Here is a 17,298-nt window from a genome sequence, read left to right on the forward strand (position 1 = left end):
GATCAAAAACTTAGAAATGTACCAATTCGAATCGAATTAAAAGAATACAGCGGATGATAACGAGCGGGAGAGACCTGGGTTAGCCGAGCAATATGGCTAGTGTTCAGGCACCGAAGGAGCAAGCTGCTGCGCACCCGGCGCAGTGGTTAATCTCTCAGGTAAATGTACCATCGTTGGACGCAACTCTGGAGAGTGCGCGAACTGCGCCACCCAAGGGGTATATGATCAGTCAGCCCGGTGAACTTGTCTGTAATCGCAGGCAGTGCACCCTTGTCGTGAGACACTGCTGATCGTGAAACTCTCAGGTATCGAGGACAGAGAGAGGGCCTAAGGCCTTCTTCTGTCCTTTTTGATGTCATCATATCTAAATAAGGGACATTGTGGATGAAACTCCTGGATCGAAATGACGAATACATTTTACAAATATGAATCATGATTAATAATGGAGGGTTACAAGGTGCGATTTAAAGATGTTTTCTCAATTATTGGTCCGTCGATGACGGGGCCTTCAAGTTCACATACAGCTGGAGCGGCAAGGTTAGGGAGAATTGCTCGACAGTGGCTAGGATGTACGCCAGATCGTGCCCGGCTGACGCTGTACGGTTCATTTGCAGATACGTATCAGGGGCACGGAACAGATCTGGCACTGATCGGCGGTCTGCTGGATTATGTCACAGACGATCCGCGTATCCCGGATGCAGAGCAATACGCAGAGGAAGCGGGCATGGAGGTTGAGTTTTATACAAGTGGCCTACCTGCTCCTCATCCTAATACGGTCAAAATTGAGTTGTGGCAGGGAGAACGTGCCTGCTCCTTAATCGGTGCATCCATTGGTGGTGGAAGCGTATCGGTGCATTCGATGAATGATTTTCGTGTTCAGATTAGTGGTGAGTTTCCAACACTCGTTCTGCGGCATGCGGATAAAGCGGGCGTACTCGCGTCAGTGACGTCCACGATCAGTTCATCCGGGGTTAACATCGGGTATATGCAGGTGGACCGGAAAGCCCGTGATGGCGAAGCACTTACCGCGATGGAAATGGATGGTGTGCCTAATCCTGATATGCTCAAGCGTCTAAGGGAGCTGGACCATGTGCTAGACATTCGTGTTATTGATTTGAAGAGAGGAGTTGATTCGGATGCGATTTAAACATTTGCACGAACTGAATACGATCTGTACAGCGGAATCCAAAACCATTGCTCAGCTAATGATTGAGGAGCAAGTTCAGGAGACCAATACACCGGAAGCGGATGTTGTGAAGCAGATGTCTGAATATTATCAGGTGATGAAGGAAGCGGTACGCAAAGGGTTAACGGAAGATACGACATCACGCAGTGGATTAACAGGTGGAGACGGCAAAAAAATGGCTGAGTACATTCGCAAGGGTGAGACTTGCTCGGGAGATGCTTCCGCACTTGCCATGGCGTATGCCCTGTGTGTATCTGAAGTGAATGCCTCCATGGGCCGGATCGTGGCAACACCAACAGCCGGTTCCTGCGGCATTATCCCGGGTGTGTTTATTAGCTCACAGGAGCGGTTTGGCTGGACGGACGAACATTTGGTGAACGGGTTGTTCTGTGCGGGGGCGATTGGTTATGTTATTGCCAACAATTCATTTATCTCCGGTGCCGAAGGTGGCTGTCAGGCGGAAGTGGGTTCCGCTATTGGCATGGCTGCGGGTGCCATGGTTGAACTGCGTGGAGGTACACCAGAACAGGTTGTTCATGCCGTTGGTTTGGCGTTAAAGAATACACTGGGCCTTATCTGCGATCCGGTCGCAGGCCTTGTTGAAATCCCGTGCATCGTCCGTAATGGACTGGGTGCAGTTACGGCGCTGGCTGCGGCTGACATGGCCCTGGCCGGAGTGCGTAGTGCCATTCCGTCAGACGAAGTCATCGATGTCATGCTGGAAGTAGGCAGTGCAATGCCGAGCCGCCATCGGGAGACAGCCCAAGGTGGACTGGCCCAGACGCCAACCGGCCGCAAAATGATGCAAAAGCTGGCTAAACCGAAGGCAAAGCGTGCAGAGCCTGAGATGGAGTCGTCTACTGAAAATGATGCAGAACCTAAGGCGTAATAGGATTGATATGAAAAGCCGGTACAAATCTTCCTGGTGAAGAGATGTATCGGCTTTTTTTTGTCTTTTACCAACAAGAAAAATAAAAACATTGACGATTTATATATCGTATTGATATATTAACAATTGTCATATATCAATACGATATATAAAAGAGCGAAACAAAACTAAAGGAGATGGATAGAATGAAAGGTATTTTCCAGACGAGTCTACTGTTTTTGAAAAACGGAGCCACCATTGTAGGTTTAATTACGGCTGTGCTGTTTCAGGTTTTTTTTAACATCATCTGGCTTAGCGGATACGACCAGGTTAACGAAAGAATGACTCAATTGGCTGTCACCATCGTGAATGAAGATGGGGTAGCGGCTGAACCAGTGGCTAAGTCTTTGGCGGCAGGTCTGAATTTCGAGATCAAACCATCTGAATCGATGCAAGAAGCACGACAGATGTTAACGGATCGGAATGTGTACATGATTATTGAGATTCCATCAGGTTTCATGCAACAGGCAGAAGACTTGTCAAAACCGATGACAGTGAAGTATGTGATGAACGAATCAAACGTGGCTACCGTGAAAAGTGTGATGCAGAACGTAGCCGCACAAGTTACAGCGACGTTGAACCGTGAAGTACAAGAGAATGGCATTCGCGGAGTGCTGAATCAGTCCGGTATGACTGCTGATCAATCCGATGCGCTTGCGGTAGGGTTATCTTCACGCGTGGAGGCAGAGGTGGAGCGACTGAATCCTGTTGATAATTTTGCTTTCTCCATGGTACCGATGTTGATTGTAACCGCTACGTTTACCGGAGCAATGTTGCTTGGCATGAATCTGCAAAAAGTGTCTGGAGAACTGAGTGGCAGGGCAGGGAAATGGGAGCGCTTCTGGGCCCGCAACATCGTTAATGTTGGTGCGGCATTTATCGTCTCGCTCGTTGGATCAGGGATGATGCACATTATGGGGGTATCGTCAGCAGCCGGTTGGTTCATGTTATGGCTGTTCCAGTTGCTGGTCACCATATCTTTTATACTCATGGCTCAGTTGAGCTTGTTGTTGCTTGGCAATGCTGGGGCTTGGTTAAACAGTGCGCTGTTGCCTTTGCTGATGCTGTCCTCGGGATCAACGATTCCGCGAGATGTAATGCCTGACTTCTACCAAGTGATCGGTCATTATCTGCCAGCGACTTATGCCGTAGAAGGGATGATGAACCTTGTGCTCGGAGGAAACGGAATTGGCCGGGATGCGATGTTGCTCGCCGTAATCGGTGGTGTAACACTGACTCTGGGTGCGCTTTGCATCTGGATCAGACGCTCCGGCCCGGTACGTTCTGAAGCTCGTAGGGAGGACCAGCCTGCTGCTGTGCCTGTTGCTCTGAAAGCAACCGTTTCGTCATCTGATCATTGAACAAGGGGTACTGATTGTGATACGTTAAGGGGAATGGAAAGGAGCGGTACACCGATGAACACGCAGCATGTCATCCTCGGAATACTGCACAATCAGCCAAGTTCCGGATACGAGATCAAGCAGTACTTTGAACAATATTTTTCATTTTTCTTTGATGCCAGTTTCGGAACCATATATCCTACACTTGCGAAGATGGAAAAGTCAGGATTGCTGACTAAGGAATCGGTGAAGCAGGAAGGGAAACCTGATAAGAACGTGTATTCATTGACCCCTGAAGGAGCAGCGCAATTTCACGCCTATTTAATGAGTCCTTTGGAAGCTGAGGTATTTCGTTCTGATTTTCTGATGCGGTTGTATTTCGGAGAGTTGGCGGATGAAGATACCGTAACGGGTTGGATATCCAGCCAGTTGAAGCGAAAGGAAATGTTATACGCTGAACTTCAGCGCCAGATGGAGGAATTCGGCGAACGTATTTCGCCTGCACAGCGTCTGTGTCTGCAAGTGGGGCTTGTACAATATGAGGCCACCATCCAGTTGCTCAAGGAACAGCTGGTTCGGCCAGAGTAATCCATGGCCATAATGAATAACGTCAAAATCAAATAGGTGCTCCACAGATCAGGAACAGATCTGTGAGCGCCTATTTCGTTTGATATGCCGATGAATTGAACAGACTCCAGTCTTGCATATGAGCAAGTATAGCTTGGTGTTTATATGAGACTAGTACTCAGTACGGCATATCCATACGCGGGCAATTCAATGGCGAGTACGCCATCTTCCTTGGCGGTACGATGGTTTCCGCCGAATAACTCGGTCCATTCCTCATCACCGGCCTCCAGCTCCACAATAGCCGTCTCTTCTGATCGATTGAACAGAACCAGAATGCGTTCCTCCTCATTTTGCCGTTCAAATACCAGTTGGCTGCCATCGGGACGAGCCTGCAAGAAACGAACGGTGCCTTCTGCACGCAGGGCAGGATGAGCATGACGCAGGGAGATCAGTTTCTGATAAAAGTTAAACAGCTCTCGGTCCTGCTTTGCTTCATCCCATTCCATGCATTTACGGCAGCCCGGATCATGTTCGCCGTCCATGCCAATCTCGTCTCCGTAATAGATGCACGGAGCACCCATATAACTGAACTGGAATAACGCAGCCAGCTTCATCTTGCGCTGGTCACCTTCACACAGCGTGAGCAGCCGCGGGGTATCGTGGCTGTCCAGCAAGTTAAACGCCACTTCGCTGGCCTGAAGCGGATAACGGGATAACTGTCGCCCGATGGAGTTTGCGAACTGTTCGGCGTGCATCGTATTTTTCACAAAGAAAGCATTCACGGCATCGGTAAACGGATAGTTCATGGACGCATCGAACTGGTCGCCTTGCAGCCAGGAGGAAGACTCGTTCCATACTTCGCCCAGAATATAGGCATCCGGATTAGCCGCTTTGACTACACGGCGGAAATCACGCCAGAATGCATCGTCCACTTCGTCTGCCACATCCAGCCGCCATCCGTCTGCACCCACTTCCTTGATCCAGTACTCGGCAACCTCCAGCAGATAGGCCTTAACCTCGGCATTCTCCGTATTCAGCTTTGGCATATGCGCTTCGAACCCGAAGGTCTCATACGTAGGAATGCCGTCCTTCACGTCCAGCGGGTATTCATGTACATGGAACCAGTCCTTATATTTGGATTGTTCTCCGTTCTTCTGTACATCTACAAACGGCGCAAATGTCTTCCCGGAATGGTTGAACACAGCATCCAGAAGTACGCGAATTCCGCGTGCATGGCACAGCTCGACCAGTCGTTTCACGGTATCTGCGTCACCAAAGTGCCGGTCTACCCGCAGGTAGTCTTCGGTATCGTATTTGTGATTGGTGGTGGCTTCAAAGATGGGGGTGAAGTAGATCGCATTAATGCCAAGATCGCTGATGTAATCCAGATGGTCGATTACGCCCTGAAGGTCACCGCCGAAGAAATTGAAAGGTGTCGGCTCACCACCCCACGGCTCTACCTTTTCCGGACTAATATCCGGGTTGCCGTTGGCGAATCGTTCAGGGAAAATCTGATAGAACACTGCATCCTTAACCCATGCAGGGGGTGTGAATACAGCTCCAGCATGAATATAAGGGAACTGGAACATACGACCCGGATCGTCCGGTTCTTTTTCCTGGAAGTCCGTCTCGGTCATCCAGATCTGTTCGTCTCCGTTTTTGAGCAGAAAAGAGTATTTCAGTCGGTGGTAGGGAGGTTTCACCTCACCCTCGAAGTAATCGAACATGGAGTCAGAGGTGAACTTTGTTAAGGGAACCAGCGCTTTGGTTGCATCCCACGCATATTTATCCCCGGTCAGGGCATGTACCTCGGTCAGATCATTCTTTTTGGCACGCAGGCGCAGATGGATTGTATCTTGGTCATAGGCATAGGCCCAGTTTCGTTTCGGTTGATGATAAATAGCTTCCAGCAACATAATGATTTCCTCCCGTCAGGTGTAGCACTGATATGTACTTGGTAGACTTGATTAATATGACATTCCCCACGTTAATGGATAAGCTATAATTAGCATGTATGGTAACGTAAAGGACTTCAACATTGTTTCAACAAGACATGAATCCATATGATATAGACAGCTTTTATCATGATGATGCTCAGATATATCATTAACCCAATGGGTGCAGAAAGGAAACGAATATTCGGATGAAAACCAAACTGTTATATATTGAAGATGATACGGAAATTGCGACTTGGGTCAGAGCCGATCTGGAGGAACGCGGTTATGAGGTGGTGTGGCTCGGCAGTGGTGAAGGTGCAGCGGAGGCTGCTGTCGGTTGTGCACTCATTATTCTGGATGTCATGCTGCCCGGGCTGGATGGATTTACGGTGGGCCAGCGACTGAAAAAAGAACATCCCGCGTTGCCCATTGTCATGCTCTCGGCCAGAACGTCCATTGACGACAAGTTGCACGGTCTTGATTTTGCCGATGACTATGTGACCAAACCATTTCACCCCGATGAACTGGCTGCCCGGATTGAAGTGCAACTGCGGAAGGCGGGAACTGCGGTCTCATCGGATACAGCCCTGAAGCTGGATCATCTCTCGATCTATGAGAAGGACAACCGGATCGTCAATGAGGAGACGGGGGATGAGATTATTTTATCGGGAAAACAGTTCCACATCTTCGCCTACCTGCTACGACATATGGGCATGATTCGAACCAAAGAGCAGATCTATGAAGCCGTTTGGAACGAGCCCTATCTGGATGGAGATAAGACTTTGATGGTACATATTCGACATCTACGCGAAAAGCTGGAGCTTGATCCGGCCAATCCTGCAATTATTCAGACAGTCCGTGGTGTAGGATATCGTGTGAAGAAGCCATGATCCGGTGGTTCAGAGAACGGAAGATCATGAAGGGAGAACGAAGCAAGGAGCAAAAGCAATCCGGGCGGCGCAAGCTTCGCTTTGGGCGGTCCTTGATGTCCAGATACATCCTCCTGATCTTGGCGGCTGTATTATTTGTGCCCGTTGTACTTCCGATCATATCCGTTATATATATTGTTGTAGTGAATAACACGGACACGAATATGAACCGCGCCGCGCCTTACGGTGATGTTACTAAGATCAGTAACCTCTGGTCACATGAAGCGAAGAACCTGGATGGTGCTTCGGATGAAGAGATTAAGGCCCGGTTGGAGCAATTACATGGCTCGTATCCCAAATCTTCCATGTATCGTGTGAGTGTGAGCGGTGAGACCCTCTTTATTCTTGGGGGTGAAGATGTAACGCTTCTGAAATCCACGTCGCCGGATGGGAGGACAGACACGACATTGAGATGGTCACTGGATTCCGGGCAAACGACAGAGACTCATATTCCAGCCTTATGGAATGTAAACAATACGGTGCAATTCATGAAAGAAGCTTCTTTTCGCGATCCACTGACCGTAGTTGCATATATTGGCGGAGCTGAGCAGGACAAAGGACAGGGATTCATGATCATTGAAGTGCCACGGTCACTTCTGCAAATGAATCAGAGTAACTGGCCGATGGAACTCTTGTATCTTGGTATCGTAATGACCCTCATCTTTCTGATCTTTATCATTATGTCGATTCTCTTCTTCGCACGCATTCGCAAACGACTTATTCGGTTGCAGACGGCCATGATGACCACAGGCAAGGAAGGTCTCCCGCTTCCGGTAGATATCCGCCGGACAGACGAGATTGGTCAACTGGAAGAATCCTTCAATCAGATGGTGCATCAACTGTCCGACAGCCGCCACCGTGAACGCGAAGAAGAACAATTGCGCAAACGTCTCATTGCAGGGCTTTCCCATGATCTGCGCACCCCGCTAACGGTGATTCGTGGACATATGCATGCTTTGCACAAGGAAGAGCTGAGCGAGCAAGGTGACCGTTCATTACATCGCATGGAAGCAAAGATGGAGGACCTCGGCGGGCTCATTGACAACATGTTATCCTACAATTTGCTCACAAGTGGGAAATATACACTGAAGCTGGAAGAGAAAGATATACTGCGGATCGTCAGGGAAACGGCGGCCGCCTGGTACCCGGTCTGGGAGAAAGAGCAATTCGATATTGATATTGACCTGCCAGAGGAACCGTTGATTTGGCATATGGATGAACAGGGCATGCGCCGTATTCTTGATAATTTGTTCCAAAACGTGATCCGTCATGCCGCCAACGGGAAATATATTGGTATATCTACTCAGGAGATTCAGGGTGAGACGGCCATCGTTATTCAGGATCGGGGTCCGGGAATGCAACCGAATTCCGACACAAAAGGCACAGGTCTAGGCTTATCCATTGTAGACCTGTTGATTCGTGAGATGGGTCTGCGCAAGCGGGTAGACAGTTCCGATACGGGTGTCCAGACATATATCTACAGTGGTAAGGGAAACAGGGAAACAACAAACCGCTGAATTAGCTTTTTTAAACTAAACTTAAACTAGAGACTACTTTGGCTTTAACCTTGGAAGGTTACGATAGTTCCGAGGTGATCATACAGTGAGTGAAAATATTATTCAAACGGCGAATTTATGGAAAACATACCGGGACCGTGCAGCGGTCCGTGAACTTGATCTGCATATTAAAAAGGGAGATATCTACGGCTTCCTCGGTCCCAACGGTGCCGGCAAAACAACAACGATTCGCATGCTTCTCGGCTTGATTAAACCAACCAAAGGCGTGATCCGTGTCTTCGACAAGGACATCCGCAAGGATCGCATGGATATTTTGCGCCGTGTGGGTTCCTTGGTCGAATATCCGTCCTATTACGGACATCTGAACGCAGTAGAGAATCTGGAAACTTTGCGCCGCATCATCAATGTACCCAAATCAAGAATTGCTGAAGTGCTGTCCATTGTAGATCTGACCAAGGATGCCAAACGTTCAGTGAAGGGGTATTCCCTTGGGATGAAGCAACGTCTGGGTATTGCTAGTGCTTTGCTGGGTGAACCAGAGCTGCTGATTCTGGACGAACCAACGAATGGGCTTGATCCTGCCGGTATTCAGGAGATTCGGGAACTGATCAAACGCATGCCGCTGGAACATGGCATTACCGTTCTGGTTTCCAGCCACTTGCTGAGTGAAGTCGAACAGATGGCAAGTCGTGTTGGTATTATCCGTGAAGGCAAGATGGTGCTTCAGGATACCATCGCAAGTCTGCATAGTCAGACGGGTAGCTCTATCCGGTTAACGGTTTCCGAGCCGGAAGAGGCTATGAAGCTGGCGAGAGAACAGGGACAATTTGGTCAGCAACAAGGTGCTGCATTAACGTTCCCTTATATGGATAACAGTTCAGTGGCACTGCTTGTACGCCGATTAATTGAGCAGGATCATGATGTGTATCGTGTAGAGGAACAGCGTCAGTCGCTGGAAGATCTGTTCATGCGGGTCATTGGCGAGGGGGCTTCCATATGACCGGGCGAGCATTATCGTCAGACTGGCTCAAGATTCGGGGGAAAGGGATCTGGTTTCTTGTCTTTCTGGCCCCTCTTGGATTGACAGCAATGCAGGCGCTTAATTTTGGCTTACGGCTAGACTATCTGAAAGAGCAATATGCAGATAACCTGTGGGGCGGATTGCTCGGCAATGTGGTTGTCTTTGTGCCCTTGTCTCTGATGCTGGGAGCAACCATTCTCAGCTCCATGATCGCTAATGTTGAGCATGAACAGGGATCTTGGAAACAGTTGCTCGCGATGCCCATTCCCAGATCAGCCGTGTATTTAGCCAAGTTCCTGCTTGCTTGTGTGCTACTGGTGATCTCCTGCCTGCTCTTAACCGCAGGCATTGTAGGTCTGGGTCTGATCCTCGGATTCCATGCCAGCGAAATACCTTGGACACATGCAATCAAGCTGGGGCTATTGCCTTTGGCTGGTGCACTTCCGGTGTTGTCACTGGAGTTGTGGCTCACGATGGTTAACAAAAATCAGGCGCTTCCCGTCACCCTGGGCATCGTTCTCGCGATAACGGGTATGTTCTCACTCAGTATCTCACCGAGCTTTCCGCTCGCATGGGCACAGATGGCCTGGAATGGGCCTAATCCATACCTGTATGCAGGCATGGGGGCAGGTCTAGGGTTATTGATCCTGTTGCTGGGTATGATGCATTTTAGCCGGAAGGATGTGGCCTGATATGAGCTTTGCGACAACGTACTTCCGAATTTTGTCCGCTGAACGATTGAAAATGGGTAAATCGCCCATATGGCTCCTGATTCTGCTGAGTCCACTCATTGCGCTGCTCATCGGACTGTTGTCCACGCCATCGGGAAATTGGCAGGTATTGATGACCACGATGGTTTTCCTGCACGGATTGTTATTGTTACCGATGCTGACTGGCGTGTTTACGTCCTTTGTCTGCCGTTTTGAACATGCAGGTGGAGGGTGGAAGCAGATGCTGGTTTTGCCGCTCACACGTTCAGGTGTATATGCAGGTAAACTGACGATTGTACTCATGCTTCTGGCGGGTACGCAAGCATTGTTGCTGATGTCCATTCTGCTGGCAGGCATGATTCATGGCATTACGATGCCAGTACCTTGGGGATTCTTGGTAGGCAAACTGCTGCTTGGGTTGCTGGCCTGTGTACCCTTGGCTGCCCTGCAGATGTTCGTTTCATTGGTGTGGAGCAGCTTTGCCGCACCGCTCGCACTGAATTTTGCACTGACCATACCGAATATTCTCATTGTAAACTCGGCGACATATGGGCCGTATTATCCATGGGCACAACCGATGATTCTGATGACACCCGTGGACGGCACAGGTTTCGGAGCCTACAATGTTCCACTGATCACAATGCTGGCGGTTGTTGGAGGCAGTGCTGTTATTTTCATTGAAATCGGCATGATGTATTTTGCGAAAAAAGAAATCTGAATAATTCGTTACACCCTTGGTTATCGTAGATCAAAATCCTCTTTAAGCAAAACATGCAAACTCCATTGTATGTAGGCTTCAGGAGGATTTTTTCTAATGTCTGACCCACCCATCATGAATGGTCAGCTCCCGAATGATTTTGGCTGGTGCCCCGGCTACAAGTGTATTGTCGGGTACATCTTTGGTTACCGTGCTTCCTGCTGCCACGACTGCATTTCTGCCAATAGTCACTCCGGGCAAAATAAGCGCGCCTGTACCAATCCAGGCATTATCCTGAATCACAATCCGCTTGGCAGTCTGGCTCCCGTCATCCAGCGAGTCAATTCGGTGGTAGGCACTGTCGAATATGCTTGTTCGAGGACCAATCATGACGTTATTGCCGATGGTCACTTCAACGTTAGCGGCAATCCCCACACCTGCATTAATCATGACGTCATCGCCAATCGTTAATCGTGCACCTTTGACCACGGTTAACTGGGTTCCCCAAGGTTTGCCTATAATGTTAAGACGTTTTCCCACCTGCAAGTCACCCAATTTATTCAGATAAACCTTACCCCTGATTCGTGGCAGCAGGCCCATAGAGGGCTGGATTTTACCAAAGATGGCCAAACCTCTTAGTTTACCGTAAACAATTTTAACTCTGTTGGGCAGCATGATTCATCCGTCCTCTCCGTAATCAAAAAAACTTTTTTAAAGATTATAGCCTTTTTGATACAAAATGTATCGTTAATTTTACATCGAGGCATCATAAGAGCAGATGATCTCTCTTTCTTTGAGAAAATTTGCTTCAGGCGGGGGTCGGGTTCATCCTCTCAACTCCCTAACGAATCTGAGGAGTCTTAATCATGGATTTGAAGTGATCTCAGCAATCTAAGGAACCTGAGACATGTTATATCCAATGAAACAACCGTTTGCAGTGTTTATGACAGGAGATTATGGGGATTAACGTGTCTGATGTTCCTTAAAATATAAAAAGGGCATATGTACGCCAAATAAGATGTCCTGGGTTCTTTAGAAAATTGCTTAGCCATTCGTCAGAATCAGCTGACTTGGAATTGAACTTCAAACTTGTTAGAGGCTTACATTGATCCTTGTATAAATTGTCTGCCTTTGAAGGCGCCTCCTAAGTAAATCAAAATTCCAAGTATTACCTCACACATCATGTGAATTGAATCATAGATTGTAAGCAAAATGAGACGAGAATCTGGTAAAATAAAAAAAGCTGTTTCTAGGCAGGCTTACATGGTTATTCGAGGGTAGGCCCATTTTAGTAAGGGATAATTAATCCCTGCTGTTAGATGAAGATATTGGCTGAGAAAAGAGGGGTAAGCCTTGGATATTAATAAAACGGAAACCCTGAAGCGCATTATTTCTGAGGGAAGTTCTTACCAATCACTGTTTTTTAACCATCCGGATGCCATTTATGTAATGGACATCCATGGAAACTATATTGATGCTAATCCCTCGGTAGAGCGGATATCTGGGTATACACTGGATGACTTGATTCGTATGAATCAGAGTGAGATCTGTCCTCCGGACAGTGAAAATTCACGCAAACAATACATTAAAGAGGTACTGGCTGGACGTTCAGTCAGTAATCCCATTACTTTTTATCATAAAGATGGTTCCCTGAAACAGGCAGAGATAACGTATGTGCCTATAACGGAGGGAAAAGAAGTTGTAGGAATCTATGGCATTGCCAAAGATGTTACCGATATCCTGGAAGTGCAACGTGAGCTTAAGGAGGCACAGGAGAAATATCAGGTGCTGGCTGACCATGCACAAGATCTGATTACAACTTGTGCTACGGATGGCGAGTTGTTATACGTTTCCCCTTCCGTGTACACCTTGCTGGGTTATAAGCCGGAGGAAGTCATAGGTAAGTCCTTCAAGGATTATTGTTATTCGGGAGATTATCCGGACCCTATGGATCTTTCCAAGATCGGCAATGGCTGCAAGATGCGTGTGTTGCACAAGAAGGGACATTATATCTGGATGGAGACATTGGCGAAACCTGTTGCTGGAGAGCGTGGCAAGAGTGTCCAGATTGTAAGCATCAGCAGGGATATCACCCAGCATAAGGATGCGGAAAGACGTCTTCGGGAAAGCCGTCAGCGATACAGATCGTTGTTCGAACATAACCCGGCAGCTGTGTATTCATTGAATCTGGAAGGTAAATACAGCGCAGTGAACAGCAAACTGGTGCAAATGTTGGATATTCCGCGCAATAAGCTTATTGGCCAATCTTTTTTATCCAATCTGGATAAATGCGAAGTGCAACATGGCAAACATTATTTTGACATGGTGAAGCAAGGCGAACCGCAATATTATGAGACCCGAGTCGTCAATTCAAGTGGTCGGAAGATTGAAGTATCTGTTACGAATGTGCCCATTATTGTGGATAAGGAAATGGTGGGCGTCTATGGGATCGTGTCCGATATTACCGAGCGCAAGGAATACACGGAACGGATTCAGGAGCTCAGCAAGCAACATGAGCTGATTCTCAACACGGTTACGGAAGGGATATTTGGTTTGGATGCGGATGGAATCACCATGTTTATGAATCCAGCAGCAGCTTCGATGTTCGGTTATGAGGCGAAAGAATTCATTGGCAAAAACTCACATCCCATCATCCATCACACCCGTGCAGACGGAAGTCATTTGCCACAAGAAGAATGCCCGATCCACATGACCGTGTTGGATGGACAGATACGTTCAATCAAGGAAGATGTGTTCTGGCGTAAAGATGGCAGCAGCTTTCTGGTGCAGTATCAGGTGACGCCGATTATTGAACAGGGACAGATTCAGGGCGCGGTGGTTGTATTTAATGATGTGACTGGCGAACGTGAAATTGTACGTGCCAAAGAGACAGCTGAGCTGGCAGCTCAGGCCAAGTCGGAATTTCTGTCGATGGTTAGCCATGAGATCCGGACACCGATGAACGGGATCGTGGGGATGACAGAATTGTTGATCGGTACCGATCTATCGGAAGAACAGCGTGAGTATGCCGAGATTATTCGAGACAGCGGTGATGCTCTGCTGAACATCCTTAATGATATTTTGGACTTCAGTAAGCTGGAATCCGGGAAAATGGCACTGGCTTATGAACCATTTGCATTACGCAAGATGTTGGAACAGGTTGCCGAACTGTTTAAACCGCGTGCAGATGAGAAACATCTGGAGATCAGATATCGTCTCAATCCGAGCATCCCTGAGTTCATGGTCGGTGACGCCATACGTATCCGGCAGATTCTGGTGAACTTGGTTGGCAATGCGCTCAAGTTCACAGATCAGGGAAGCATTGAGGTTGCCGTGGATATTATCAAGGGCAGAAAGCCTGAAGACAGTGTTCTTGATTTTGCGGTGCAAGATACGGGAATTGGCATCCCCGCTGACAAGCTGGATCAGTTGTTTCAGTCCTTCTCTCAACTACACCCGGTGATTAACCGGAAGTATGGTGGTACCGGACTGGGACTGGTCATCTCCAAGCGACTCGTGGAGATCATGGGAGGCAGTATCAGTGTCGAGAGTATAGAAGGGGAAGGCTCAACCTTCCGGTTTGCTGTTCCTGCGGCGAGTGTAGATGCTTCAGCAGAACAGACAGCAAGTCAGTTCCATCATGATCGCACACGTCAAAGTGACAAGGTCGCCATGCGTATTCTGGTGGCGGAGGATCATCCGGTAAACCGGAAGATTTTGCGAGAATATCTGGAGAAGCTCGGATACCACGCAGATGTATGTACCAATGGTGTGGAGGCAATTGATGCCATCTCTCAGAATGCTTATGATATTGTCCTGATGGATATTCATATGCCTGTGATGGATGGACTGAAGGCGACAGACCTGTTACGCCGCCTAATTCCACAGGATCGCATACCTCCAATCATCGCAGTTACAGGCAATGCCAAACGTGAAGACAAGGAAGCTTGCCTGGAGATGGGTATGCGTGACTTCATTAGCAAACCGGTTATGCTGAGTGAGTTGAAGCGAGTGTTACAGCAATGGGGACCAAGGGACGAACCTCAGCTTGCACCGAATTGAACAACTACTCAAATCAATTATGAAATTGATTCATCTGGCTGTGAAAAATAATAAGCGCAAACATGCCAATAAAACTCCTCGGATGGAGTGTTATTGGCATGTTTGTGTAGGCAGGCTTTTGAAGTTGAGCCGAAGCATCAGTGTGGAGTTGTACACGAATGGCTTATACCAGTGTCAGACGATTGATGTTACCTGATAGGATTTCACAGGAATTGTTGAATTTCTCACGTTCCGTTGCATCCAGATTCAATTCGATAATCTCTTGAATACCATTGCCACCGATGATTGCAGGAACACCGACGCAGACGTTATGTTGCTCGTACTCTCCGTCCAGAATAGCCGATACGGCGATGATCTTGTGTTCGTCATTGAGGATGGAACGAGTGATATGCGCGAGGGCGTTGCCGATCCCGAATTGGGTAGAGCCTTTACGGGTAAAGATCTCCCAGCCGGCATCCTTTGTTTTGCGTGCGATATCCTCCAGATCCAGATGTTTGAAGCGCTCCTTGTGCTGATCCATAATGTGCATAATCGGTTTGCCACCGATGGTCACATGGGACCAGGCTACGAACTGGGATTCTCCATGCTCCCCGAGAGCATAACCATGCACACTGCGTGGATCGATGGAGAAGACTTCAGACAGCAGTGTTTTGAGTCGTGAAGAATCAATGGACGTGCCTGTACCGATGACGTGTTCGCGCGGGAGGCCGGATAATTTCCATACCATATAAGTTACTATGTCAACCGGATTGGCAGCGACGACAAAAATCCCGTTAAATCCACTGTTCATGATCGGGACCACGATGTCTTTGGCAATCGACTCCGCTTCCTCCAGAATATCCAGCCGTGTTTGTCCTGGCTTGGGATTCGCCCCGGCAGTTAAGATAATCACATCCATATTGCCACAATCGGCATACGTTCCTGCATATACTTTGGTGCGGTTATGTGTGAAGTCCATACAATGGGAAAAATCCAGTGCCTGTGCTACAGCACGGTCATACGTCCGGTCCACCATCATAATTTCCCTGCATATCGATTGATTAATCATGGAATACGCACAACTCGAACCGACAAGACCCGCCCCGATCACCGCTACTTTGCCTGATTTGCCTAACACTGCCGTTCAGCCCCCATTTAGATTGATATTTATTCGTTACTAATGCGTCCTATGTTAAGTATAGTCCTTTATTTTATGCTGGAATCCACTTCTACGTTACATAAGATAACACATGAAAAAGCTGTGCAGCAATGATATCCGCTATCGCGGGAGCGTATTGGAGTAACGGAGTTAACAAAATTGACATGGATAATCCATAATCATAAGATTTGACGGCGTTTGCACCTGTGTCATTCGACATGACAGCATTCATGTTTGTTGTCGGATGGGGGGTTATTTGTGCGGATCATATACCTGACAAAACTTCTTAGGAATCCGCAGAAACAGAACAAAACCGCCAAAGGGATCTGCCGAGAAGCTGACGAATACATACGGACAAGCAAAAGATAAGCATACTTGATCCATGAGACAGGTTGCCCCGATCCGATGACGGTTCCATAAAGGAACGCTGAAGCCATAATGTTTTTATCCAAGAATCAATTTCATAACTCACTAAGGGTATTATGAAATTGATTCCCAAAAGACTTCATTCCGGGAGGGAATTAATGATGATTGAAGAAGCAGGAGCAACGACGGAAACGGCCAAGAGCCTGGGCATAGGTGCCAGTACTCTTCGTAAATATGCGGCGGCACTGGAAGAACAGGGATACCGGTTCGAACGGTCAGCCAACAAATCCAGACTATTCAAGTCCGACGACATCGAGTGCATTGAACGCCTGATGACTGAACTCAGAGAGCATAATCTACCCCTGGCTGATGCTGTGGTGACTGTATTGGCTCCAGAAGTACCTGTAGCTGTAGTAGAAGTAGATGTCCCGGTGGTGGGAATTGAAGGTCTGTCAGAGACGGAATGTACAGCGACAGTCATGTCATCTCTACTCCCTCAAGAACCTGAAATAATGGGTAATCTGAGATCCTATGAAGGTCTGGGGCAACTGGTAAGTGAGGTGACTTATGGTGCTGTAGAACAACAGCAGGATGATCGGGTACAGCTGCTGCAACAGCGGGTCGATGAACTGGAGCTGACCCTTCAGCATCTGGCTGATACACATATGGCTCTTCAGGAACAGATGGAAAAACAGCGTCTATGGATGAACGAGAAGCTGGAAGAGGAGCGGGATCGTGAACTCGTAACCAATCTGCGCAGTTTTCAGGGAAGAAAACGCAAACCCAAAGGAGTATCTCTGCGTATGTTGTTCGGGTTCCTGCCCAAGAAGCATAAGGAAGCTTGAGCAACAGGCATTTACCCATCGTGATTTTGCATTATGGGCCTGATATAATAAGCTC

14 protein-coding genes and 1 riboswitch are annotated in these 17,298 nt (G+C 48.0%); of the genes, 11 read left to right on the forward strand and 3 right to left on the reverse strand.

Translation table 11 applies throughout. The features are described from left to right. Nucleotides 1-54: 54 nt before the first annotated feature. A riboswitch (glycine riboswitch) is annotated at nucleotides 55-179 on the forward strand. 278 nt (nucleotides 180-457) lie between these two features. From sdaAB to MKY01_RS02610, 4 genes are all read left to right on the forward strand, one after another. Next, on the forward strand, nucleotides 458-1,147 hold the full coding sequence (gene sdaAB, locus MKY01_RS02595) for an L-serine ammonia-lyase, iron-sulfur-dependent subunit beta (RefSeq protein ID WP_339285250.1): 690 nt from the start codon (nucleotides 458-460) through the stop codon (nucleotides 1,145-1,147). Beyond that, nucleotides 1,137-2,075, forward strand: coding sequence for an L-serine ammonia-lyase, iron-sulfur-dependent, subunit alpha (gene sdaAA / locus MKY01_RS02600; RefSeq protein WP_339285252.1), 939 nt, complete (start codon nucleotides 1,137-1,139; stop codon nucleotides 2,073-2,075). The genes sdaAB and sdaAA overlap by 11 nt, the downstream gene beginning before the upstream one ends. Nucleotides 2,076-2,260: 185 nt before the next feature. Further along, nucleotides 2,261-3,475, forward strand: a complete 1,215-nt coding sequence (locus MKY01_RS02605) for an ABC transporter permease (RefSeq protein WP_315372319.1) — start codon at nucleotides 2,261-2,263, stop codon at nucleotides 3,473-3,475. Between the two features lie 54 nt (nucleotides 3,476-3,529). Next, entirely contained in the window at nucleotides 3,530-4,042 is a 513-nt protein-coding gene (locus tag MKY01_RS02610; protein WP_051449824.1) for a helix-turn-helix transcriptional regulator, read from the forward strand. A 140-nt stretch (nucleotides 4,043-4,182) separates the two neighbouring features. Here the strand turns inward: MKY01_RS02610 and MKY01_RS02615 are convergent, their stop codons facing one another. Beyond that, nucleotides 4,183-5,937 (reverse strand): alpha-glycosidase, encoded by a 1,755-nt coding sequence (locus MKY01_RS02615; RefSeq protein WP_339285254.1) that lies wholly within the window; start codon nucleotides 5,935-5,937, stop codon nucleotides 4,183-4,185. Between the two features lie 227 nt (nucleotides 5,938-6,164). Here MKY01_RS02615 and MKY01_RS02620 point away from each other — a divergent pair, with 227 nt between their 5' ends. The 5 genes from MKY01_RS02620 (at nucleotide 6,165) to MKY01_RS02640 (ending at nucleotide 10,853) form a co-directional block, all read left to right on the forward strand. Further along, nucleotides 6,165-6,848, forward strand: coding sequence for a response regulator transcription factor (locus MKY01_RS02620; protein WP_339285256.1), 684 nt, complete (start codon nucleotides 6,165-6,167; stop codon nucleotides 6,846-6,848). Between the two features lie 26 nt (nucleotides 6,849-6,874). Continuing rightward, the gene (locus MKY01_RS02625) at nucleotides 6,875-8,404 is read left to right on the forward strand and encodes a HAMP domain-containing sensor histidine kinase (RefSeq protein ID WP_339285258.1); all 1,530 of its coding nucleotides are present in this window, start codon (nucleotides 6,875-6,877) and stop codon (nucleotides 8,402-8,404) included. An 85-nt stretch (nucleotides 8,405-8,489) separates the two neighbouring features. Continuing rightward, entirely contained in the window at nucleotides 8,490-9,404 is a 915-nt protein-coding gene (locus tag MKY01_RS02630; RefSeq protein ID WP_047840345.1) for an ABC transporter ATP-binding protein, read from the forward strand. Beyond that, the gene (locus tag MKY01_RS02635) at nucleotides 9,401-10,117 is read left to right on the forward strand and encodes an ABC transporter permease (RefSeq protein WP_339285259.1); all 717 of its coding nucleotides are present in this window, start codon (nucleotides 9,401-9,403) and stop codon (nucleotides 10,115-10,117) included. The genes MKY01_RS02630 and MKY01_RS02635 overlap by 4 nt, the downstream gene beginning before the upstream one ends. 1 nt (nucleotide 10,118) lies before the next feature. Further along, the gene (locus MKY01_RS02640) at nucleotides 10,119-10,853 is read left to right on the forward strand and encodes an ABC transporter permease (protein ID WP_339285260.1); all 735 of its coding nucleotides are present in this window, start codon (nucleotides 10,119-10,121) and stop codon (nucleotides 10,851-10,853) included. A 93-nt stretch (nucleotides 10,854-10,946) separates the two neighbouring features. On the opposite strand, the gene MKY01_RS02645 is transcribed toward MKY01_RS02640, so the two are convergent. Then, nucleotides 10,947-11,507 (reverse strand): DapH/DapD/GlmU-related protein, encoded by a 561-nt coding sequence (locus MKY01_RS02645; RefSeq protein WP_253505329.1) that lies wholly within the window; start codon nucleotides 11,505-11,507, stop codon nucleotides 10,947-10,949. Nucleotides 11,508-12,185: 678 nt separating this feature from the next. On the opposite strand from MKY01_RS02645, the gene MKY01_RS02650 reads away from it, so the two are divergent. After that, nucleotides 12,186-14,894 carry a PAS domain S-box protein gene (locus tag MKY01_RS02650; protein WP_339285264.1) on the forward strand — a complete coding sequence of 903 codons (2,709 nt, stop codon included), beginning with the start codon at nucleotides 12,186-12,188 and terminating at the stop codon, nucleotides 14,892-14,894. 163 nt (nucleotides 14,895-15,057) lie between these two features. Here the strand turns inward: MKY01_RS02650 and MKY01_RS02655 are convergent, their stop codons facing one another. Next, nucleotides 15,058-16,011, reverse strand: a complete 954-nt coding sequence (locus MKY01_RS02655; protein WP_036607494.1) for an L-lactate dehydrogenase — start codon at nucleotides 16,009-16,011, stop codon at nucleotides 15,058-15,060. Nucleotides 16,012-16,556: 545 nt separating this feature from the next. Between MKY01_RS02655 and MKY01_RS02660 the strand changes: the two genes are divergently transcribed. Further along, nucleotides 16,557-17,243 carry a hypothetical protein gene (locus MKY01_RS02660; RefSeq protein WP_339285266.1) on the forward strand — a complete coding sequence of 229 codons (687 nt, stop codon included), beginning with the start codon at nucleotides 16,557-16,559 and terminating at the stop codon, nucleotides 17,241-17,243. Nucleotides 17,244-17,298: the final 55 nt, after the last annotated feature.

This window comes from Paenibacillus sp. FSL R5-0486, assembly GCF_037975155.1.
GTDB lineage: Bacteria > Bacillota > Bacilli > Paenibacillales > Paenibacillaceae > Paenibacillus > Paenibacillus amylolyticus.